Annotated in this window: 14 protein-coding genes and 1 pseudogene; 4 read left to right on the forward strand and 11 right to left on the reverse strand. The window is 75.8% G+C overall.

What is annotated here, in order from left to right; all coding sequences use genetic code 11:
• Position 1 precedes the first annotated feature (1 nt).
• The 4 genes from AAG742_RS09250 to AAG742_RS09265 form a co-directional block, all read right to left on the reverse strand.
• Positions 2-1,024 carry a Ppx/GppA family phosphatase gene (locus AAG742_RS09250; RefSeq protein ID WP_343282080.1) on the reverse strand — a complete coding sequence of 341 codons (1,023 nt, stop codon included), beginning with the start codon at positions 1,022-1,024 and terminating at the stop codon, positions 2-4.
• A gap of 3 nt (positions 1,025-1,027) precedes the next feature.
• Positions 1,028-3,877 carry a type I DNA topoisomerase gene (topA, locus tag AAG742_RS09255; protein WP_343282081.1) on the reverse strand — a complete coding sequence of 950 codons (2,850 nt, stop codon included), beginning with the start codon at positions 3,875-3,877 and terminating at the stop codon, positions 1,028-1,030.
• A gap of 153 nt (positions 3,878-4,030) precedes the next feature.
• Positions 4,031-5,740: a methyltransferase gene (locus tag AAG742_RS09260; protein ID WP_298984976.1), complete on the reverse strand. Its 1,710-nt coding sequence runs from the start codon at positions 5,738-5,740 to the stop codon at positions 4,031-4,033.
• Complete coding sequence (locus tag AAG742_RS09265) at positions 5,740-6,651, reverse strand: rhodanese-related sulfurtransferase (RefSeq protein WP_343282082.1); 912 nt, start codon at positions 6,649-6,651, stop codon at positions 5,740-5,742. Before AAG742_RS09265 ends, AAG742_RS09260 begins: the two co-directional genes overlap by 1 nt.
• Before the next feature lie 103 nt (positions 6,652-6,754).
• Between AAG742_RS09265 and AAG742_RS09270 the strand changes: the two genes are divergently transcribed.
• Together AAG742_RS09270 and AAG742_RS09275 are read left to right on the forward strand one after the other, a co-directional pair.
• Positions 6,755-7,528, forward strand: coding sequence for a GNAT family N-acetyltransferase (locus AAG742_RS09270; RefSeq protein WP_343282083.1), 774 nt, complete (start codon positions 6,755-6,757; stop codon positions 7,526-7,528).
• Positions 7,529-7,656: 128 nt separating this feature from the next.
• Entirely contained in the window at positions 7,657-9,978 is a 2,322-nt protein-coding gene (locus tag AAG742_RS09275; protein WP_343282426.1) for a DEAD/DEAH box helicase, read from the forward strand.
• A gap of 8 nt (positions 9,979-9,986) precedes the next feature.
• Here AAG742_RS09275 and AAG742_RS09280 read toward each other — a convergent pair whose 3' ends face one another.
• The 6 genes from AAG742_RS09280 to AAG742_RS09305 all read right to left on the reverse strand — a co-directional run bounded on the left by AAG742_RS09280 (position 9,987) and on the right by AAG742_RS09305 (position 14,782).
• Complete coding sequence (locus AAG742_RS09280; RefSeq protein WP_248117970.1) at positions 9,987-10,376, reverse strand: Rv3654c family TadE-like protein; 390 nt, start codon at positions 10,374-10,376, stop codon at positions 9,987-9,989.
• Complete coding sequence (locus AAG742_RS09285; RefSeq protein WP_298712630.1) at positions 10,373-10,753, reverse strand: TadE family type IV pilus minor pilin; 381 nt, start codon at positions 10,751-10,753, stop codon at positions 10,373-10,375. Before AAG742_RS09285 ends, AAG742_RS09280 begins: the two co-directional genes overlap by 4 nt.
• A gap of 97 nt (positions 10,754-10,850) precedes the next feature.
• Complete coding sequence (locus AAG742_RS09290) at positions 10,851-11,063, reverse strand: DUF4244 domain-containing protein (protein ID WP_138899813.1); 213 nt, start codon at positions 11,061-11,063, stop codon at positions 10,851-10,853.
• 172 nt (positions 11,064-11,235) lie between these two features.
• A complete protein-coding gene (locus AAG742_RS09295) occupies positions 11,236-12,321 on the reverse strand; it encodes a type II secretion system F family protein (RefSeq protein WP_343282084.1) in 1,086 nt (361 codons plus the stop codon).
• Positions 12,315-13,754, reverse strand: coding sequence for an ATPase, T2SS/T4P/T4SS family (locus AAG742_RS09300; RefSeq protein ID WP_343282085.1), 1,440 nt, complete (start codon positions 13,752-13,754; stop codon positions 12,315-12,317). The genes AAG742_RS09295 and AAG742_RS09300 overlap by 7 nt, the downstream gene beginning before the upstream one ends.
• Before the next feature lie 239 nt (positions 13,755-13,993).
• Positions 13,994-14,782 carry a CoA pyrophosphatase gene (locus AAG742_RS09305; RefSeq protein ID WP_248117962.1) on the reverse strand — a complete coding sequence of 263 codons (789 nt, stop codon included), beginning with the start codon at positions 14,780-14,782 and terminating at the stop codon, positions 13,994-13,996.
• A 70-nt stretch (positions 14,783-14,852) separates the two neighbouring features.
• On the opposite strand from AAG742_RS09305, the gene AAG742_RS09310 reads away from it, so the two are divergent.
• On the forward strand, positions 14,853-16,073 hold the full coding sequence (locus AAG742_RS09310; protein ID WP_343282086.1) for an NAD(P)-binding domain-containing protein: 1,221 nt from the start codon (positions 14,853-14,855) through the stop codon (positions 16,071-16,073).
• 9 nt (positions 16,074-16,082) lie between these two features.
• On the opposite strand, the pseudogene AAG742_RS09315 reads toward AAG742_RS09310, so the two are convergent.
• Positions 16,083-16,548, reverse strand: a pseudogene (locus AAG742_RS09315) (LysE family transporter).
• Between the two features lie 70 nt (positions 16,549-16,618).
• On the opposite strand from AAG742_RS09315, the gene AAG742_RS09320 reads away from it, so the two are divergent.
• Positions 16,619-17,494, forward strand: coding sequence for an ArgP/LysG family DNA-binding transcriptional regulator (locus AAG742_RS09320; RefSeq protein ID WP_343282087.1), 876 nt, complete (start codon positions 16,619-16,621; stop codon positions 17,492-17,494).
• Positions 17,495-17,498: the final 4 nt, after the last annotated feature.

Here is a 17,498-nt window from a genome sequence, read left to right on the forward strand (position 1 = left end):
CTCACCGCACCCCGAGGCGCAGGCCGGGCAGCAGCGTGTCCGTGTTCAGGTCCACGCGCCCGACGCCGGGCACGCCGTCCCGCGTGAGGTGGCCCTCGAGCATGAGGGCGTCCAGGCGGTTGAGGATGAGGCCCTCACGCAGGGCCCAGGGGCAGATCTCCAGCTGCACCACGCCGAAGGTGCGCATCGCGGTGAGCGCCACGATCGCGCCGGCGAGCATCTGCTGGGCCCGGACCTCGGAGACCCCGGGCAGGTCCGCGCGCTCGGCCGAGGGCATCGCGGCGAGGCGGTTGACCCAGAGGTGCAGGTCGTCCGCGCGCAGGTGCCGCTTGACGAAGGGTCCCGCGGCGGACGGCGCCGCGCCGGTGAGGCGGGCCAGCGAGCGGAACGTCTTCGACGTGGCGGTGACGACGACCGGCGGGGTCACCGGGGGGAAGGAGGCGAAGGCCGCCTCCATGTGCGTCGACACGTACTTGCGCAGCCGCTTGACGTCCCTGGGGTGCGGCGGGTCGTCCGGGAGGCGGTCCCGCGTGAGGCGCCCCGCGCCGAGCGGCAGGGACACCGCGTGGGAGGGCAGCTCGTCCTGACCGTAGGCGATCTCGAACGAGCCGCCGCCGATGTCGAAGTTCAGGATGGAGCCGGCGTCCCAGCCCTGCCAGCGGCGCACCGCGAAGTAGGTCATCGCGGACTCCTGCTCGCCGGAGAGCTCCACGAGGTGCACGCCGGTCTGCTCCTCCACGCGGGCGAGCACGGCCCTCCCGTTGGCCGCCTCGCGGATGGCCGAGGTGCAGAAGGAGACCATGTCCTCCGCGCGGTTCTCCTCCGCGAAGGCCACCGCCTCCTGGATGAAGTCCACGAGCTCGCGCTGGCCCTCCTCGCTGATGGCGCCCTCGGCGTCGAGGAAGCGGATGAGCGGCAGCGAGCGCTTGTGGTCGGCGTACGCGGTGGGGCGGGCGCCTGGGTGGGCGTCCACGAGGAGCAGGTGGACGGTGTTCGAGCCGATGTCCAGCACGCCGAGGCGCATGCGTCAGGCCCTCTTCCGAGGGGTGGTCTTCGCGGCCGGCTTCTTCGCAGAGGCCTTCGTGGCGGCCGGCTTGCGGGCCGGTGCCTTCTTGGGAGCCGGGCCCTTGGCGCGCTTGTCCGCGAGCAGCTGGTAGGCCTCCTCGGCCGTCAGCTCCTCGGGCACGCGGCCGCGGGGCACGGTGATGTTGGTGACGCCGTCCGTGACGTACGGGCCGAAGCGGCCCTCCTTCACGGTGACCCTCTTGCCGGACACCGGGTCCTCGCCGAACTCCGCGAGCGGCGGCTTCGCGGTGCCGCGTCCGCGCTGCTTGGGCTGGGCGTAGACCTCCCGGGCCTGGTCCTCGGTGATGCTGAAGATCTGGTCCTCCGACTCGAGCGAGCGCGAGTCGGTCCCCTTCTTCAGGTAGGGGCCGAACCGGCCGTTCTGCGCGGTGATGACCTCACCTTCCGCGTCCGCCCCCACGATGCGCGGCAGGGACATCAGCTGCAGCGCCTGTTCGAGGGTCACGGTGTCCACGGCCATGCTCGTGAAGAGCGAGCCGGTGCGGGGCTTCTGCGCCGCGGGCTTCTTCTTGGGCTTCGGCTTGCCGTTCTTGTAGTACTCGGTGGGCTGCGCGTCCAGCCACGCCTGCAGCTGCTCCTCGGTCATCTCGGGGATGACCTCGGTGACGTAGGGGCCGTAGCGCCCGTCCTTGGCGACGACGGCGTGGCCCGTCTCCGGGTCCGTGCCCAGCGCGCGCTCGGAGGGCTTGGCGGTGGCGAACAGCTCCTCCGCCTTGGCGGGGGTGAGCTCGTCCGGGGCCAAGTCCTCGGGGACGTTGGCGCGCGGCGGCGTCGATCCCTCTTCGGCGCCGGCGGGCAGCGGCTTCTCGAGGTACGGGCCGTACTGGCCCACGCGCAGGGTGATGTCCTCGGTGATCGGCAGGGAGTTCACCGCGCGGGCGTCGATGTCTCCCAGGTTCTCCACCACCTGCTGGAGGCCGTCCATGCCCTTCTCGGCATCCGAGGCCGGGGCGCCGAAGTAGAAGGTCTGCAGCCAGGCCTCGCGGGCCAGCTCGCCCGCGGCGATGCGGTCGAGGTCGTCCTCCATGCGGGCCGTGAAGTCGTAGTCCACGTACCTGCTGAAGTAGTCCTCGAGCAGGCCGATCACGGCGAACGCGGTCCACGACGGGACCAGGGCGTTGCCGCGCTTGGTGACGTAGCCGCGGTCCATGATCGTGGAGATCGTGGGGGCGTACGTGGAGGGGCGGCCGATCTCCCGGCGCTCCAGCTCGGCCACGATGGAGGCCTCGGTGTAGCGGGCCGGCGGGGAGGTCTCGTGACCGGTGGCCTCGATCGGCTCGCCGGTCAGCCGCTCCCCCTCGGCCACCTGCGGCAGGCGGCGGTCTCTGGCCTCGGCCCTCTCCTCCTCGCTCTCCGCGTCCTTGCCCTCCTCGTAGGCGTCGAGGAAGCCCTTGAACGTGATCACGGTGCCGGAGGCGGCGAACTGGGCGGTGCGGCCGTCCTTCGCCTGCGCGGAGAATCGCAGCGTGGCGGTGTAGCCCTTCGCGTCCGCCATCTGGGAGGCCACGGTGCGCTTCCAGATCAGCTCGTAGAGGCGGAACTCGTCCGGGCGCAGCTCGTTCTTCACCTGGGCAGGGGTGCGGAAGGAGTCGCCCGCGGGGCGGATGGCCTCGTGCGCCTCCTGCGCGTTCTCGGAGCGCTTGGCGTACGTGCGCGGCTGCGCCGGCACGGCGTCGGACCCGTAGAGCTCGGCGGCCTGCGTGCGGGCGGCCCCGATGGCCTCCTGGGACAGGTTCACCGAGTCGGTGCGCATGTAGGTGATGTAGCCGTTCTCGTACAGGCGCTGGGCCACCTGCATGGAGACGCGGGAGCTCATCCGCAGCTTGCGCGAGGCCTCCTGCTGCATGGTCGACGTGGTGAACGGCGCGGCCGGCCGGCGCGTGTACGGCTTGTCCTCCACGGCGTCCACCGTGAAGTCCGCGCCGCGCAGCCCCTCGGCCAGGGAGGTGGCGGCGGCCGCGTCCAGGTGCGCGACCTTCTTGCCCGGGGCGGACTTCAGGCGGCCGGCGTCGTCGAAGTCGCGGCCGGTGGCCACGCGCTCACCGTCCACGGTGGAGAGTCGGGCTGTGAAGGAGGCGCCGACGGCGTCGGCGGCCTGCGCGCCCTCGGCGACGGTGAACGTGCCCTCCACACCCCAGTACTGCGCGGCCACGAACGCCATGCGCTCACGCTCGCGCTCCACCACGAGGCGGGTGGCCACGGACTGCACGCGGCCGGCGGAGAGGCCGCGGGAGACCTTGCGCCACAGCACCGGGGAGAGCTCGTAGCCGAAGAGGCGGTCCAGGATGCGGCGCGTCTCCTGGGCGTCCACCAGGTGGGTGTCCAGGTCGCGGATGTTCTGCAGGCCGCGCTGCACGCCCTCCTTGGTGATCTCGCCGAAGGTCATGCGGTACACGGGGACCTTGGGCTTGAGGGTGTCCAGGAGGTGCCACGCGATGGCCTCGCCCTCGCGGTCCGCATCCGTGGCGAGGTAGAGGGCCTCGGCGTCCTTGAGCTCGCGCTTGAGCTCGGTGACCTTCTTCTTCTTGTCCGGGTGCACCACGTAGTAGGGGTCGAAGCCGTGCTCCGTGTCCACCGCGAACTTGCCGTAGGGACCCTTCTTCATGTCCGCCGGCAGGTCGGAGGGCTTGGGCAGGTCACGGATGTGGCCCACGGAGGAGTCCACCACCCAGCCCTCGCCCACCGCGTTCAGGTACTTCGCGATGGACTTGCTCTTGGCCGGGGACTCCACGATGACCAGCTTCTTGCCCTGGGGCACGGAGCCGGTCACGGAAGCGGGGGTGGTGGTCAACGGAGTCCTCCTGGACGGTGAGTGCTGCGGGCCCGCCGGCGGCGCCGGGGTGGCGCGGACATGGCGGACGGACGTCCCCACATCGTAGGGGGCGCGTGGCCCACCATAACGGTTGGGTCTCCGTGCGCCCGCAGAGGAGGCGGAGCGGAGCGGTCAGGCCCCCTCCACGAGGAACCCGTCCTCGTAGAGCTCCCGCAGCGCCGCGAGCAGGCCGGCCCGGCCGGCGTCGTCCAGCTCCAGCAGGGCGACGACGGCGCCGACCAGCTGCCCCACGCTCAGCTCGCCGTCCGAGGCGGAGAGGACGCCCGCCGTCGCGGTGTCCAGGCGCGCGGTGCGCCGGAAGCCGCCGCCCTGCCGGGCCAGGATCACCTCCGGGTGCTCGGCGCCGAAGCGCTGGTGGCGCTCCTCCGTGACGTCGTCCGCCACGCGCAGGTGGAGGGAGCGCAGGGCGGTCAGCGCCGGGTCGCCGACGACGTCGCCCGACACGCCGCCGGCGCGGTCCGGGACCACGGCGAGCCGGTCCCGGCGGGCGACGGCGGCCGCCCACGCGGCGCCGAGCGCCTCGTCGACCGGCTGGGTCAGCTCCTCGGCGACCGTCCAGCCCCGACCCTGCGAGCCGTCCGCGGCGGGGCGGCGCAGCCACACGTGGCCGAAGCCCACCCCGGAGACCCCACGGGCGGCGAAGTCCTCCAGATAGCCGCGATACGCCGCCTCGTAGGCGTGCGGGTCCAGCTCCAGGGAGGAGTCCCGCAGCCAGGTCTCGGCGTAGCCGGCCGGGTCCTGGGCGTCGCGCTGGATGATCCAGGCCTGGACGCCGGGGGCGATCCACGAGCGGGGGCGCGCGTCCCAGGCGGCGGCGCCGTCGCCCTCGGCCGGGATCTCCCAGTTGGCGAGCAGCTGCGCGGTGCCGCCCTCGGTCAGGTGATCCGGCAGGACGGCGATCAGCTCCGCCACGATCCGATCGCCCTCGCGGCCGCCGTCCCGGTAGGTGAGGACGGGGGCGTCCGGGTCGGTGCGCGGCGTGATGACGAACGGCGGATTGGAGACCACGAGGTCGAAGCGCTCCCCCGCCACCGGGGCCAGCATGTCCCCGGCGAGCAGGCGCACGCGGTCCTCGATCCGCTCCCGGTCGAGGCCGAGCACCTCCGCGTTCAGCAGGAGGTTGAACCGGGTGAACTCGAGGGCCCGCTCGGAGAGGTCCGTGGCGGTGACGTGCTCGGCGTGGGCGAGCAGGTGCAGGGTCTGGATGCCGCAGCCGGTGCCGACGTCCAGGGCGCGACCCACCGGACGGCGCTGCGTGGCACCGGCGAGGGTGAGCGAGGCCCGCCCGATGCCGAGCACGTGGTCCTCCGGCAGCGGACCGCGGCGCTGGAGCGCGGTCTGGTCCGCGGCCACCCACATCCGCCCGGGCTCGTCCACCTCGTACGGGGTGAGCTCCACGGTCCCGCGCACGAGCCCCTCGCCGGCCTCCACCACGAGGCCGGCCGCGAGAGCACCGGGCAGGCCCGTGCGCGGCAGGGCGGCGGCGAGGTCGGAGGCGGGGACGGGGTCGCCGAGCATCCACGCTCCCACGAGCGCGGCGAGCGGACGGTGCGCCGACCGCGAGAGGGCGGCGTCGTCGTCGTGGCCCGTGGCCTCGTCCTCCAGGCCCTCGACGTCCCGCGCTCGGGCGACCGCGAGGCGGGCCGCCTCGGGGCGCTCGCGCGCGAGGGAGTCCGCGGCGACGGGTCCGAGCAGCGCCTCGACCGACTCCGCTGTGTAGGGAAGGTCGGCGAGATCGGCCGCGAGCGCGGCGGCGGCCACGGGCGTCAGGCGGGGCGCGGGGTGGGAGCCGAGCGGGGTGGACGGCGTGGCGGCGTGCATCAGGCGGCGCTCCTCTCGGCGCAGACGTGGCACCGGTGGTCGGGGTGGGCCGCGGCGCAGGCGGCGCAGCGGACCTCGAGGGTGGTGCAGGCGGGGTCGGCGCAGTTGCGCAGGTCCGAGGTGGGCTCGCCGCACAGGTGGCAGCGGCCGATGGTCTCGGCGTCGTCGGTGAAGCGGGTGGCCATGCGCCGGTCGAAGACGGCGAGCTCGCCGCGCCACAGGCCGGCGTCGCCGAAGGCCTCCCCATAGCGGACGATCCCGCCCTCGAGCTGGTAGACCTCGGCGAAGCCGCGGTCCTTGAGCAGGGCGGAGAGGACCTCGCAGCGCACCCCGCCGGTGCAGTAGGCGACGACGGGCGCGTCCTTGAGGTGGTCCAGGGCGCCGGAGTCGACGGCGGCCAGCAGGTCCCGCGTGGTCTCCGCCTGGGGCACCACGGCCCCCTCGAACCGGCCGATGGCGGCCTCGACGCTGTTGCGCCCGTCCAGGAACCGGACGGGGCTGTCCGTGGCGGCGCGCTCGGCGACGAGGTCCGCGAGCTGCTGCGGCGTGAGATGCTCCCCCGTGCCGACCACGCCTCGCTCGTCCACCCGGATCCGCTCGGGGGCGCCGAAGGCGACGAGCTCGGGGCGGACCTTCACGGAGAGGCGGGGGAAGTCCGCCGCGGAGCCCGCGGACCACGTGACGTCGAGAGCGCGGAACGTGGGGTGCTCGCGCGTGGCCCTGACGTAGGCCTTCACCGCCTCGACCGGCCCACCGACCGTGCCGTTGATGCCCTGCGGGGAGACGATGATCCGGCCGGTCAGGCCCAGGGAGGCCGCCAGGGTGCGCTGCCACAGCCGCACGGCCTCGGGATCGGCGAGCGGCGTGAAGCGGTAGTAGAGCGCGATGCGGGAGACGGGGGAAGGACTCACCGGTCCAGGGTAGGTCCCGGCGCGGCACCGCCTCTGTGGCCTCGGATGTTGCAATGGGGTCACGGGTGTTCCCGTGACGGCGGTCACACCCTAGCCTCGTGTCATGACGCAGCATCTGGACACGGCACTGGTGGACACCTGGTTCGAGGCGTGGGCCCGTTCGCGCGGCTACCGGACCGACACGGAGGGCGGCCGGCGCGCGGCGCTGCGCACGCAGCGCCCCGCCCGCATGATCCCCGGCGGCTCCGGCCGGGCCTCGCTGGACGTCCCCGCCACGTGGGAGCACGTCCTCGTGACGCCGGGCCAGGAGGAGCTGGACGCGCTGGAGCCCATCCTCGACGACGCACCCGACTCCCTCGTCACCGTGTTCGGGGAGGCCGAGGGGGACCTCGCCGGCCTCGGCCTGGCCTGCCAGGTGGACGCCGAGCGGCTCATGGCCCTCGAGATGGACCCCGAACTGCTCGACGTCGAGCCGCCGCTGCTCCCGGAGGGGTACGAGGCCCGCGTGGACGAGCCCGTGGACGGCAGCCGCCGCCTGCGCGTGGTGGCCGTGGGGGCCTCCACGGCGCCCGAGGGCGAGGAGGAGCTCGCCGCGCTCGGCTGGGTCACGTTCCAGGACGCCACCGCCGTCTACGACCGCATCTGGACCGCGCCGAACCACCGGCGCCGCGGCATGGGCTCCCTCGTGATGCGCCACCTGACCAGCGAGGTGATGAGCGAGGGCGAGGTCCGCCGCGGCCTGCTCGTGGCCTCCCCGGACGGCCAGAAGCTCTACGCCCACCTCGGCTGGACCGATCTGGCTCCGGTGGCCATCTTCAGCCGCGACCGTGTCGAGGGCGCCGCGACCCCCGAGCACACGGGCACCATGGGTGGGTGACCCCGCCGCCCCCGCCCTCTGACGTCCCCGCGCCATGGGAGGACCCGGCCGCCGGGTGGGACGTGCCCGCGCCCCCGGCCGCTCCCGACCACGCGCGCGCGGCCCTCGCCACGGCGCTCGGGCGCCGCATGCTGCCGGAGCAGGTGCTGCACGTGCGCACGGTCCCGTCCCGCGCGGCGCGCCCCGTCGACTGGCCGGCGGGCACACCGGAGGGGCTGGTCGAGGCCTTCGCGGCCCGGGGCGTCGAGCGGCCCTGGGCCCACCAGGTGGAGGCCGCCCTCGCCCTGGCACAGGGCGCGCACACGGTGCTGGCGACGGGGACGGCGTCGGGCAAGTCCCTCGGCTACCAGCTGGCGGTGGGCACGGCCCTGGCCGCCGACCCGAACGCCACCGTGCTCTACCTGGCACCGACCAAGGCCCTCGCCGCCGACCAGCTGGCGTCGTGGCGCGCCCTCGAGCGCGACGGCGCCCGCTGGCTGCGCGCCGCCCCCTACGACGGGGACACCGCTCCCCAGGACCGGGTCTGGGCGCGGGAGCACGCGAACATCCTGCTGACCAACCCGGACATGCTGCACGTGGGGATCCTGCCGCACCACGAGCGGTGGGCCGTGTTCTTCCGGAACCTGACGCACGTGATCGTCGACGAGTCGCACACGTACCGCGGGGTGTTCGGCTCGCAGGTGGGCATCCTGCTGCGCCGCCTGCGCCGGGTGGCGGCGCACTGCCGGGGCGAACGCCCCGAGACCGTGTTCGTGGGCGCCTCCGCCACCTCGGCGGACCCGGCCGCGCACTTCACCACGCTGATCGGTGCGCCCGCGAGGGCGGTGACGGAGGACGGCTCCCCCCACGGCGCGGTGCACGTGGGCTTCTGGCAGCCCGAGCTGACCGACCGGCGGGGCGAGAACGGCGCTCCCGTGCGGCGCTCGGCCATGGCGACCGCCGCCGACCTCGTCACCGACCTCGCCCTCCAGCAGACCCGCACCCTCGCGTTCATCACATCCCGACGCGGCGCGGAGGCGATCGCGGGCACCGCGAAGCGTCAGCTCGAGGAGGTCGAGGCCGGACTCGGCACCCGGATCGCGGCGTACCGCTCCGGCTACCTGCCGGAGGAGCGGCGCGCGCTCGAAGAGGCCCTCCGCTCGGGGCGGCTGCTCGGCATGGCCTCGACCCCGGCGCTCGAGATGGGGATCGACGTGGCCGGGCTCGACGCCGTGGTGGTGGCCGGCTGGCCCGGGACCCGCGCGTCCTTCTTCCAGCAGATCGGCCGGGCCGGGCGCGGCGGTCAGGACGCGCTCGCGTTCTTCGTGGCCTCCGACGACCCGCTCGACACCTTCGTGGTGGACCACCCCGAGGCCGTGTTCGACCTGGGCGTGGAGGACACCGTGGTGGACCCGCAGAACCCGCACCTGCTCGGCCCCCAGCTGTGCGCCGCCGCCGCTGAGCTGCCGATCACCCCGGACGCGCTCGGCTGGTTCGGCACGCCGGCGCGCGTACGGGAGCTGCTCGACGCCCTCGTGGCGCAGGGCCTGCTGCGCCGGCGCCCCGCAGGCTGGTTCTGGACGCACGCCGAGCACGCGGCCGGACTGGTCTCCCTCCGCGACGACGGCGGCGGCCCCATGGACATCATCGACGTCGAGTCCGGGGCACTGCTGGGCACGATGGACTCCCCGCAGACCCACTACCAGGCGCACCCGGGCGCGGTGTACGTGCACCAGGACCGCACGTTCCTCGTGGAGGACCTCGACGAGGACGCCCACGCCGTGCTCGTCACGCGCGCGTGGCCGGACTTCACGACGCAGGCCCGGGACGTCACGGAGATCGAGATCGTGGCCGTGGAGCGTCGGCTCGACGCGCACGGCAGCTCCCTGCGCTGGTGCCTGGGCGACGTGCAGGTGCGCACGCAGGTGGTCTCCTTCCAGCGCAAGGCCCTGCTCTCCGGCGAGGTGCTCGGCGAGGAGCCGCTCGATCTGCCGGCCCGGGACCTGTTCACCTCCGCCGTGTGGTTCCAGGCCTCCTCCGAGGAGCTCGTGGCGGCGGGCCTGACGATGGACCGGCTGCCCGGCGCCCTGCACGCGGCCGAGCACGCCATGATCGGGATGATGCCCCTGGTGGCCTCGAATGACCGCTGGGACATCGGCGGCGTGTCCATGGTGCTGCACCCGGACACCGGCTCGCCCGCGGTGTTCGTGTACGACGGCCGCCCCGGCGGGGCGGGCTTCGCGGAGCGCGGCTTCGAGCAGGCGCGCCGCTGGGTCACGGCGACGGCGGCCGCGATTCACACGTGCGAGTGCCCGGAGGGCTGCCCCTCCTGCGTGCAGTCCCCCAAGTGCGGCAACCGCAACAGCCCCCTGGACAAGGCCGGGGCGCTGACGGTGCTGCGCTTCCTGATCGAGCGGTTCGATGCGCTCGCGGAGGTGGACGTGGGTGAGCCGGAGGCGGCCGAGGACTGACCGCCTCCTCACCGCACCGAGGGCGGGCCGGCCACGGCCACCGCGCGGGCGGGCGGCAGCGGCACCCGGGCCACCTCCACCTCGACGCGCACCGAGCCCTGCGGGGACGCCGAGCAGTCCAGCACCCGGGCGTGGTTCCGCTCGGCCGTCTCCGCGGCGAGGGCGCACGGCTCCTGCGCGGTGATCCCGCGGCGGGCGTCCGAGGCCGCGAGCGCGGCGAGGTCCGCCGCGCCGGCCGCCTGCGACGCGGTGACGGAGGCCGCGCCCAGGGCGGCCACCGCGATCACGAGCGACGCCCCGAGGGCCACCGTGCCGAGGGCCGTGACCCCGCCCGCGCCGCGTTCGTCGGCGAGGGCCTGCCGTGCCCTGGCCGGCGCACCGCCGCGGTGCGGGGTCACGACGCCTCCCCCGGGTTCGGATGCTGCAGCGGCGCCGCCGCACCGGCCTCGAGCGCGATCGGCTCGATCCACCCCAGCGGGCCCGGGCCGGGATGGCTCACGGTCACGGTCACCCAGCCGTCCCCCTCCTCGTGCGCCAGGCGGGCCTCCTCCCCCGCCATGCGCTCGACGGTCCTCCTGGCCTCGCCGACGTCGTCTCCGCGGGCGAGGAGGCGCGCCGCCGACGCCGCTGCGTCCCCGTTGCGCACCTGCTGGACGGAGGCGGCCCCGGCGAGGACCACGGCCACGAGGATGAGCACGACCGCCGGCAGCAGGGCCGCGTACTCGGCCGTGACGGCGCCGCGCTCGCCTGCCGACGCGGTGCGGGGGCGGGGCATGGCCGCCTCAGGACGAGGCGCGTCCGATTCACGACGGGGCACGGCCCCGGCCCGGCCACCGCGGGGGTGTCCGGGCCGGGGCGCGCCGTTGCGGGACTCAGTCACGCTTGAGGGCCTCGGCGATGATGTCCTTGAGCATCTCCTGCACCTCGGGGCTGGTGAGCAGGACGGCCAGGACGCCGGCGAAGCCGACGGCGGCGAGCGTGAGGATGCCGTACTCGGCGGTCTGGGCGCCGGTCTCGTCCTCGAGGCGCTCGCGGCCGACGAGATCGGTCAGGGCCAGGTGCAGGGCGGTGGAGAGCTGGGTCATGGGGTTCCTCCTGGAAGGGCGGCCCTCGGTGCGAGGGCGGTGGGACGGTCCGGTGCGGGCCGCTGATCCCAGACTGCGCGGGACGGCGTCCGCCGCGCTCGCCGCGCCCGCCGGCCGGGGACGACCGCCCCGCGCCGGGCGGCCTGTGCAGGAGCGATCAGGCGCCCGCGCGTCACGGGCCCGCCGTGAGCAGGGCGATCACCATGGGGATCACGCCCCAGCACACGAACGCCGGCAGCAGGCACAGGCTCAGCGGCACCACGAGCCGCACGGCGAGCTCCTCCGCGGCCCGCTCGTCCGCGCGCCGCGACTGCTGGCGCACCGCGGCGGCCGTCTCCGTCAGCGCACGGGCTCCAGCCATGCCGCTGCGGTGCAGGGGACGCAGCCAGGCCGCCACCTCCGTCCACAGCGGATCCTGCGCCACGGGCTCCCACGCCTCCTCCCACGGGCGGCCCCAGCGCAGCAGGGCCGTCACGGCGCGCAGGGCGTGCGCGTCCGGCAGCGCACGGGCGAGGTCGTCGAGGGCCGCGGTGAGCGAGCGGCCCGCCGCGAGGAGCGGGGCCACGAGGTCCAGGACGACGGCGGGCTCGATCGACCCGGTCGGCCGGGTCGCCCGGGCGACGAGCAGACGCGTCCACGCCTGGCCGGCAAGCGTGAACAGCAGGCCCAGCACGCCGATGATCCACCCGAAGGGCGAGGTCAGCAGATCTGCCGGCGACGTGCCCAGCAGCCACGCCATCCCGAGGCCGCCCATGGGCAGCCACTGCAGCAGCCGGGCGGTCGCGCGGGGCCCCGCCGCGGCGCTGCGGCGGGCGCGGGCCGCGTCGACGGCGGCCTCCAGGGTGTCCGCCAGGCGCGCGGCGAGCGCGGCGGGCGCGGCCCCCGCACGCCGCCCGGCCGTGAGGGCGGTGTCCACCAGCTCCCAGCCCGGGTCCGGCGGCGCCGCGCGCCCGGGCAGCCGCCGCCACGGACGTCGCCCCGCACGGTCGGCGCTGCCGCCCACGTCGGAGCAGGGGCCCTCAGCGTCCAGTCCGAGCCGCTCGCGCGCGGCCCGCCGGCGGACGCGGTGGTGGAGGCAGCAGCCCGGGCGGGGCCGCGCGCAGGCGGGCACGGTCCGGGCGACCTCCGCCCAGGCGCGGTCCGCCGGGAGTCCGGCCCGCAGCAGCGCGGACCAGCGGCGCAGGACGGCCACGAGCTCCTCGGTCTCCTTCTCCGGATCAGCCCGAGGCCGGAACAGCGGTCCGGGGATCCTCAGCACGTGTGCCGGCCCTCGAGGCGGGCGCGCAGCAGCTCGAGCCCCGGGCCCTCGACCGTGCGTCCCGCGGCACCGCCGCCGTCGTCAGCGGTGCCGTCCTCCCAGGTGAGCGCGGGGACCAGGGCGAGCGGCCCCGGGGCGTCCGCGGGGACGGCGAGCTCCACGGGGTGCCGGCCGTGCACGTCCCGGACCACGTGGAGCACGGCGTCCACCCCGGCCCGGGCCTGGGCGTCCACGGCGGCCGGGCTCCACCCGGCGAGGGAGGCCATCGCGGTGAGGCGGGCGGGCACGTCCGCCGCGGCGTTGGCGTGCAAGGTCCCCCAGGCACCCTGGTGGCCCGTGTTCAGCGCAGTGAGGACGTCGGTCACCTCGGCGCCGCGGCACTCCCCCACCACGAGCCGGTCCGGGCGCATGCGCAGCGCGTGGCGGATGAGCTCGGGGAGGGCCACCTCCCCCGCCCCCTCCTCGTTCGCGGCGCGGCACTGCAGCGCCACCACGTGCGGGTGCTCCGGCGCGGCCTCGAGGGTGTCCTCCACGGTGATGATGCGCTCGTGCGCGGACACCTCGGAGAGGGCCGCCGAGAGCATCGTGGTCTTGCCCGTGCCGGTCGCGCCGCTGATGAACACGGTGGCCCGGTGCAGCACCAGCCACTGCACCGCCTCGGCCCAGAGGCCGCCGTCGGGCCAGGACTCGGCGAGCTCCGCGAGCGAGCGGGCACGCCGTGCGGGCACGCGCAGGCTCAGCACCGTGCCGCCACCGCTGACGGGCGGCAGCACGGCGTGCACGCGGACCCCGCCCACCCGGGCGTCGGCCATCGGGACGGCCCCGTCGAGGCGCCGGCCCGCCTGCCCCAGCAGCCGGACCGCGAGCGCGTGGGACGCCTCCGGGTCCAGGCGCGCCGGGCGCCGGATCAGCCCGCCCGCCCCGTCGGTCCACACGGCACCGCCGCCGTCCACGAGGACGTCCGTGACGCCCTCGACGCCCACCCAGGGGGCGAGCGGGCCGAAGCCGGCGAGCTCCTCCTCGAGGGCGCGGGCCTGAGCCTCCCGCACGGCGGGGGCCGGCGGGGTCCACGGCCGATCCGGATCGGGGGCGCCGCGGCCGATCCGCCGCCACCACGGTGCGGGACGCATGGCATCCGCGCGCCGCTGCGCCTCGGCGTCCGCGAGCACCCGCTCGATCAGCGGACGCAGGTCCGCCTCGGTCGCGGGATCCCCCTCGGCGCACTGCTCGGCGATCCTGCGGCGCAGCGCGGCGGCGTCGTCCGGCCCCGGGGACGCCGCGGCCAGCGGGGCGGCGGCCGGCGGCGGGGAGGCCGCGGCCAGCGGGGCGGCGGCCGGCGGCGGATGCCCTGGCCGCGGTGGGTGAAGGCCGGACCGGACGGACGGGCGGGCACGGCGGGGACGGGGTGGGGCATCGGGCACCCAGGGACGCATGGCGGACCTCCAGCGGGACGGCGGGTCCGGCGCCGACGTCGACGGCCGCCGGCCTCCGGCCTCCGCCCAGTCCAGCCGCCGCGCACGGGGCCCGGCCCGTCCGTGCCCGATTGCGGGGACATGCGAGCCCCGGGCGCCGCCTGTGCAGGAGCCGCCGGGCCTCAGAGGTCTCCGGCGGCACCGTGCCGCCACCGCCCGGCCCCCTTCAGCCGTGGGATCGCGTCAGCGCCCCTGCCCCGTCAGTCGCTGACCGGCTCCCACGTCTCGGCGTCGATCACGCGGCTCCGGTCCCAGGGCACGGACCAGTCGAGCAGGTCCAGCAGCCGGTCCAGCAGTGCCGCCGTGAACCCCCACACGAGCCGCTCCCCCACGAGGAAGCCGGGAGTCTCGCCGCGGCGGCCGCCGGGCCGCGCCACCCGGCACCGGTTCTGCGGGGCCACGAGGTCGGCCACGGGCAGGCGGAACACGGCGGCGGCCTCGGCCTCGTCCACCACGGCCACGCGACCCGGGCGGCACCACCACCCGATCACGGGGTGCACCACGTGGCCGGACACGATCAGGGGCACCGGGGGCAGGACGCCCAGCACCTCGACGCCGTCCGGATCCAGCCCCGTCTCCTCACGGGCCTCGCGCAGGGCCGTGGCCACCACGTCCGCGTCCTCGGGGTCCACGCGTCCGCCGGGGAAGGCGATCTGCCCCGCGTGCTGGCGCAGGGTGGACGCGCGCTGCGTGAGCAGGACGTCCACGGCGGGGTGGACGCGGCCGGCGTCGTGGACCGCCGGGACGTCGTCGAGTGCGCCGACGAGGATGAGCACGGCCGAGGGGCGCGCCTGCACCGGGCGGGGCCAGTCCAGGCCCCACGCGGAGGCGGCGCCGTCCGGGACCGCGGTGAGCGCGGCGGCGTCGTGGCGGCCGGGGACCTCGGCCACGCCCCACCGGGCCGTGAGGGCGGTCAGCTGGTCGCGTGCCCCCGCGATCGAGCCGGGGAGGGCGGGGGCGGACGCAGGGTGCGCGGCGGGCTCGGTCATGTCCCCCACGCTACCCACGGCCCGGTGCGTGAGACGCCGGCCGCGGGCGGGGCTCGGTAGCCTCGGAGCCATGAGCGCCTCGCACCCCGCACCCACGACGGCGGCCCCGACCGCCGTCGACGTCGCTGTGATCGGCGGCGGCCAGGCCGGCCTCGCCGCCGGATTCCACCTCCAGCGGCTCGCGCGGGACGTCGAGCGCGGCCGCGCTGCGGGGCCCGCGCCCTCGTTCGTGATCCTGGACGCGGCAGGGGAGCCCGGCGGCGCGTGGCGCCACTTCTGGGACTCGCTCGAGCTCTTCTCCCCTGCGGAGCACTCCTCCCTGCCCGGCCACCGCATGCCGGCCCTGCCGGACGCCTCGGCCACGGAGTCCGGCAACCCCGACGCGCTCCACGTCGTCGACTACCTCGCCGACTACGAGCAGCGCTACTCCCTGCCCGTCCGCCGCACCGCGCGCGTCAGCACCGTCACCCGGGACGCCTCGGCGGCGGAGGAGCCGCCGTTCACCCTCCTCCTCGAGGACGGCTCCCGCCTCACCGCCGGGGCCGTGGTCTCCGCGACCGGCACGTTCACCCGCCCGTACCTGCCCGCGGTCCCCGGGGCCGCGGAGTTCGCGGGACGCCGGCTGCACTCCGCGGCCTACCGCCGTCCGGAGGACTTCACCGACCAGCGGGTGCTCGTGGTGGGCGGGGGCAACTCCGGCCCCCAGGTGGCCGCGGACCTGCTCGACCACGCCGCGGAGGTCACGTGGGCGTGTCGGCGCCCGCCGCGCTTCATGCCGGACGACGTCGACGGCCGCGTGCTGTTCCAGGCCGCCTCGGCGCGGGTGCTGGGCCGGGACGGCCCGTCGGTCGGCGAGCTCGGGGACATCGTGGCCGTCCCGCCCGTGCGCCGGGCCCGCGACGAGCACGGGCTGCATGCGGTCCCCATGGTCTCCCGGCTCACCCGGCGCGGCGCGGCCTGGGACGACGACGCCGGCCTCGAGCACGGCTGGGCGGCGGACTCGGCGGCCGCCGCGGAGGTGCGGGGCACGGATCGCACGTTCGACGCGATGGTGTGGAGCACCGGCTTCCACGCGGAGCTGCGCCACCTGCGGCAGCTGGACCTGAGCACGACCGGCGCCGGCGTGCCCCGCACCCGGAGCGACCTGCCGACCGCGAGCACCGACGTCCCCGGCCTGTACCTGCTCGGCTACGGCGACTGGTGCGGGCCGGCCTCGGCCACGCTAGTGGGCGTCGGCGTGTGGGCGCGGAACACCGTGGAGGACGTCGCCGCCCGACTGGCCGAGGGCTGAGCCGCCGGCTCAGCTGAGCATCAGCCGCACGGCGAGCACCGCCATGACCGCGGCGATGAGCACGTCCAGGACGCGCCACGCGCTCGGCGAGGCGAGCGGGCGGGCCAGGAGCCGCGCCCCGAACCCCAGCCCGGAGAACCACAGCAGGGAGGCGAGCACGGCGCCGGCGGCGAACACCCAGCGTCCGTCCGGGCCGTGCTGGTTGGCGAGGCTGCCGAGCAGCACCACGGTGTCCAGGTACACGTGCGGATTCAGCCACGTCAGGGCGAGCGTGGTCCCCAGCACCGAGCCGGCCGTCCGCGGCGCCGGCCGTGCCTCCCACGATCAGCACGGCGTCCGATGCCGCGCACACCGCGACGACGGGGCCCACGTGCTCACGGCGCGCGCCCTGGCGCAGGACGAAGGCGTTCTGGGCGCCGATCGCCACGATGAGGGCGAGTCCGGTGAGCAGGCCCGTCACGGCGAGGTTCCACATGAGCCTGACGCTAGGGCGGTCTCGAATCTGAGACAAACGCATCATCCTGCGATTGCCTAAGCTCTGCTTCATGAATCACGAGCAGCTGCGCGCCCTGCTGGCCATCGTCGACGAGGGCTCGTTCGAAGGGGCGGCCCACACGCTGGGCGTCAGCGCGTCCGCCGTGAGCCAGCGGATTCGCGCGCTCGAGCACACCGTCGGCCAGGTGGTGGTCCGGCGAGGCAGCCCCTGCGTGCCGACCGATGCCGGCACGGCCCTCGTGCGCATGGCCCGGCACGTGCAGGTCCTCGAGGGGGAGGCCTGGGCACGTCTCGGCCGGCAGGCGTCCGGTCGCAGCGTCACCGCGCTCGCCGTGCCCGCGGACGCCCTGGGCACGTGGTTCCAGCCCGTGGTGCGGGACGCCGCCGCCTGGCATGACACCGTGCTGGACCTGCACGTGGAGGACCAGGACCACAGTGCGCAGCTGCTGCGGCGGGGCGAGGTGCTGGCCGCCGTCACCACCGAGCCGGTCCCCGTGCCGGGCTGCGAGGCGGAGCCGCTCGGCCACATGCGGTACGTCCCCGTGGCCGCGCGCGCCCTGCTCGAGCGGCACCGGGGGGCCGGCGCCGTCGACCTCGCGGCCATGCCGATGATGCGGTTCAACGTGAAGGACGACCTCCAGGGCATCGTGCTGCGCTCCGCCGGAGTCGCCACGGCCCCGCCGACCCACACCGCCCCGTCCTTCGACGCCTTCCAGCGCTGCGTGGAGGCCGGCCTGGGCTGGGGCATGCTCGTGGACCATCAGGCTCGCGAGGGCCTGCGCGACGGCGGCCTCGTCCGCCTGCCGGGGGTCGACGACGTCCTCCTGCCCCTGCACTGGCAGGCCGCCACCCTGCCCTCACCGCGCCTGCTGCGACTGACCGCGGCCGTCCGTGCCGCCGCCCACCGGGGGCTGGATCCCCCGTGAGGCG

It is taken from the genome of Micrococcus sp. 2A (genome assembly GCF_039519235.1).
Classification (GTDB): domain Bacteria; phylum Actinomycetota; class Actinomycetes; order Actinomycetales; family Micrococcaceae; genus Micrococcus.

Bases quoted from the DNA above. Each gene is read 5' to 3' on its own strand.
- AAG742_RS09250 (WP_343282080.1), bottom strand. From the start codon at position 1,024: ATGCGCCTCGGCGTGCTGGACATCGGCTCGAACACCGTCCACCTGCTC.
- AAG742_RS09275 (WP_343282426.1), top strand. From the start codon at position 7,657: ATGCTGCCGGAGCAGGTGCTGCACGTGCGCACGGTCCCGTCCCGCGCG.
- AAG742_RS09305 (WP_248117962.1), bottom strand. From the start codon at position 14,782: ATGACCGAGCCCGCCGCGCACCCTGCGTCCGCCCCCGCCCTCCCCGGC.
- AAG742_RS09270 (WP_343282083.1), top strand. From the start codon at position 6,755: ATGACGCAGCATCTGGACACGGCACTGGTGGACACCTGGTTCGAGGCG.
- AAG742_RS09285 (WP_298712630.1), bottom strand. From the start codon at position 10,753: ATGCCCCGCCCCCGCACCGCGTCGGCAGGCGAGCGCGGCGCCGTCACG.
- AAG742_RS09320 (WP_343282087.1), top strand. From the start codon at position 16,619: ATGAATCACGAGCAGCTGCGCGCCCTGCTGGCCATCGTCGACGAGGGC.
- AAG742_RS09300 (WP_343282085.1), bottom strand. From the start codon at position 13,754: ATGCGTCCCTGGGTGCCCGATGCCCCACCCCGTCCCCGCCGTGCCCGC.
- AAG742_RS09310 (WP_343282086.1), top strand. From the start codon at position 14,853: ATGAGCGCCTCGCACCCCGCACCCACGACGGCGGCCCCGACCGCCGTC.
- AAG742_RS09260 (WP_298984976.1), bottom strand. From the start codon at position 5,740: ATGCACGCCGCCACGCCGTCCACCCCGCTCGGCTCCCACCCCGCGCCC.
- AAG742_RS09290 (WP_138899813.1), bottom strand. From the start codon at position 11,063: ATGACCCAGCTCTCCACCGCCCTGCACCTGGCCCTGACCGATCTCGTC.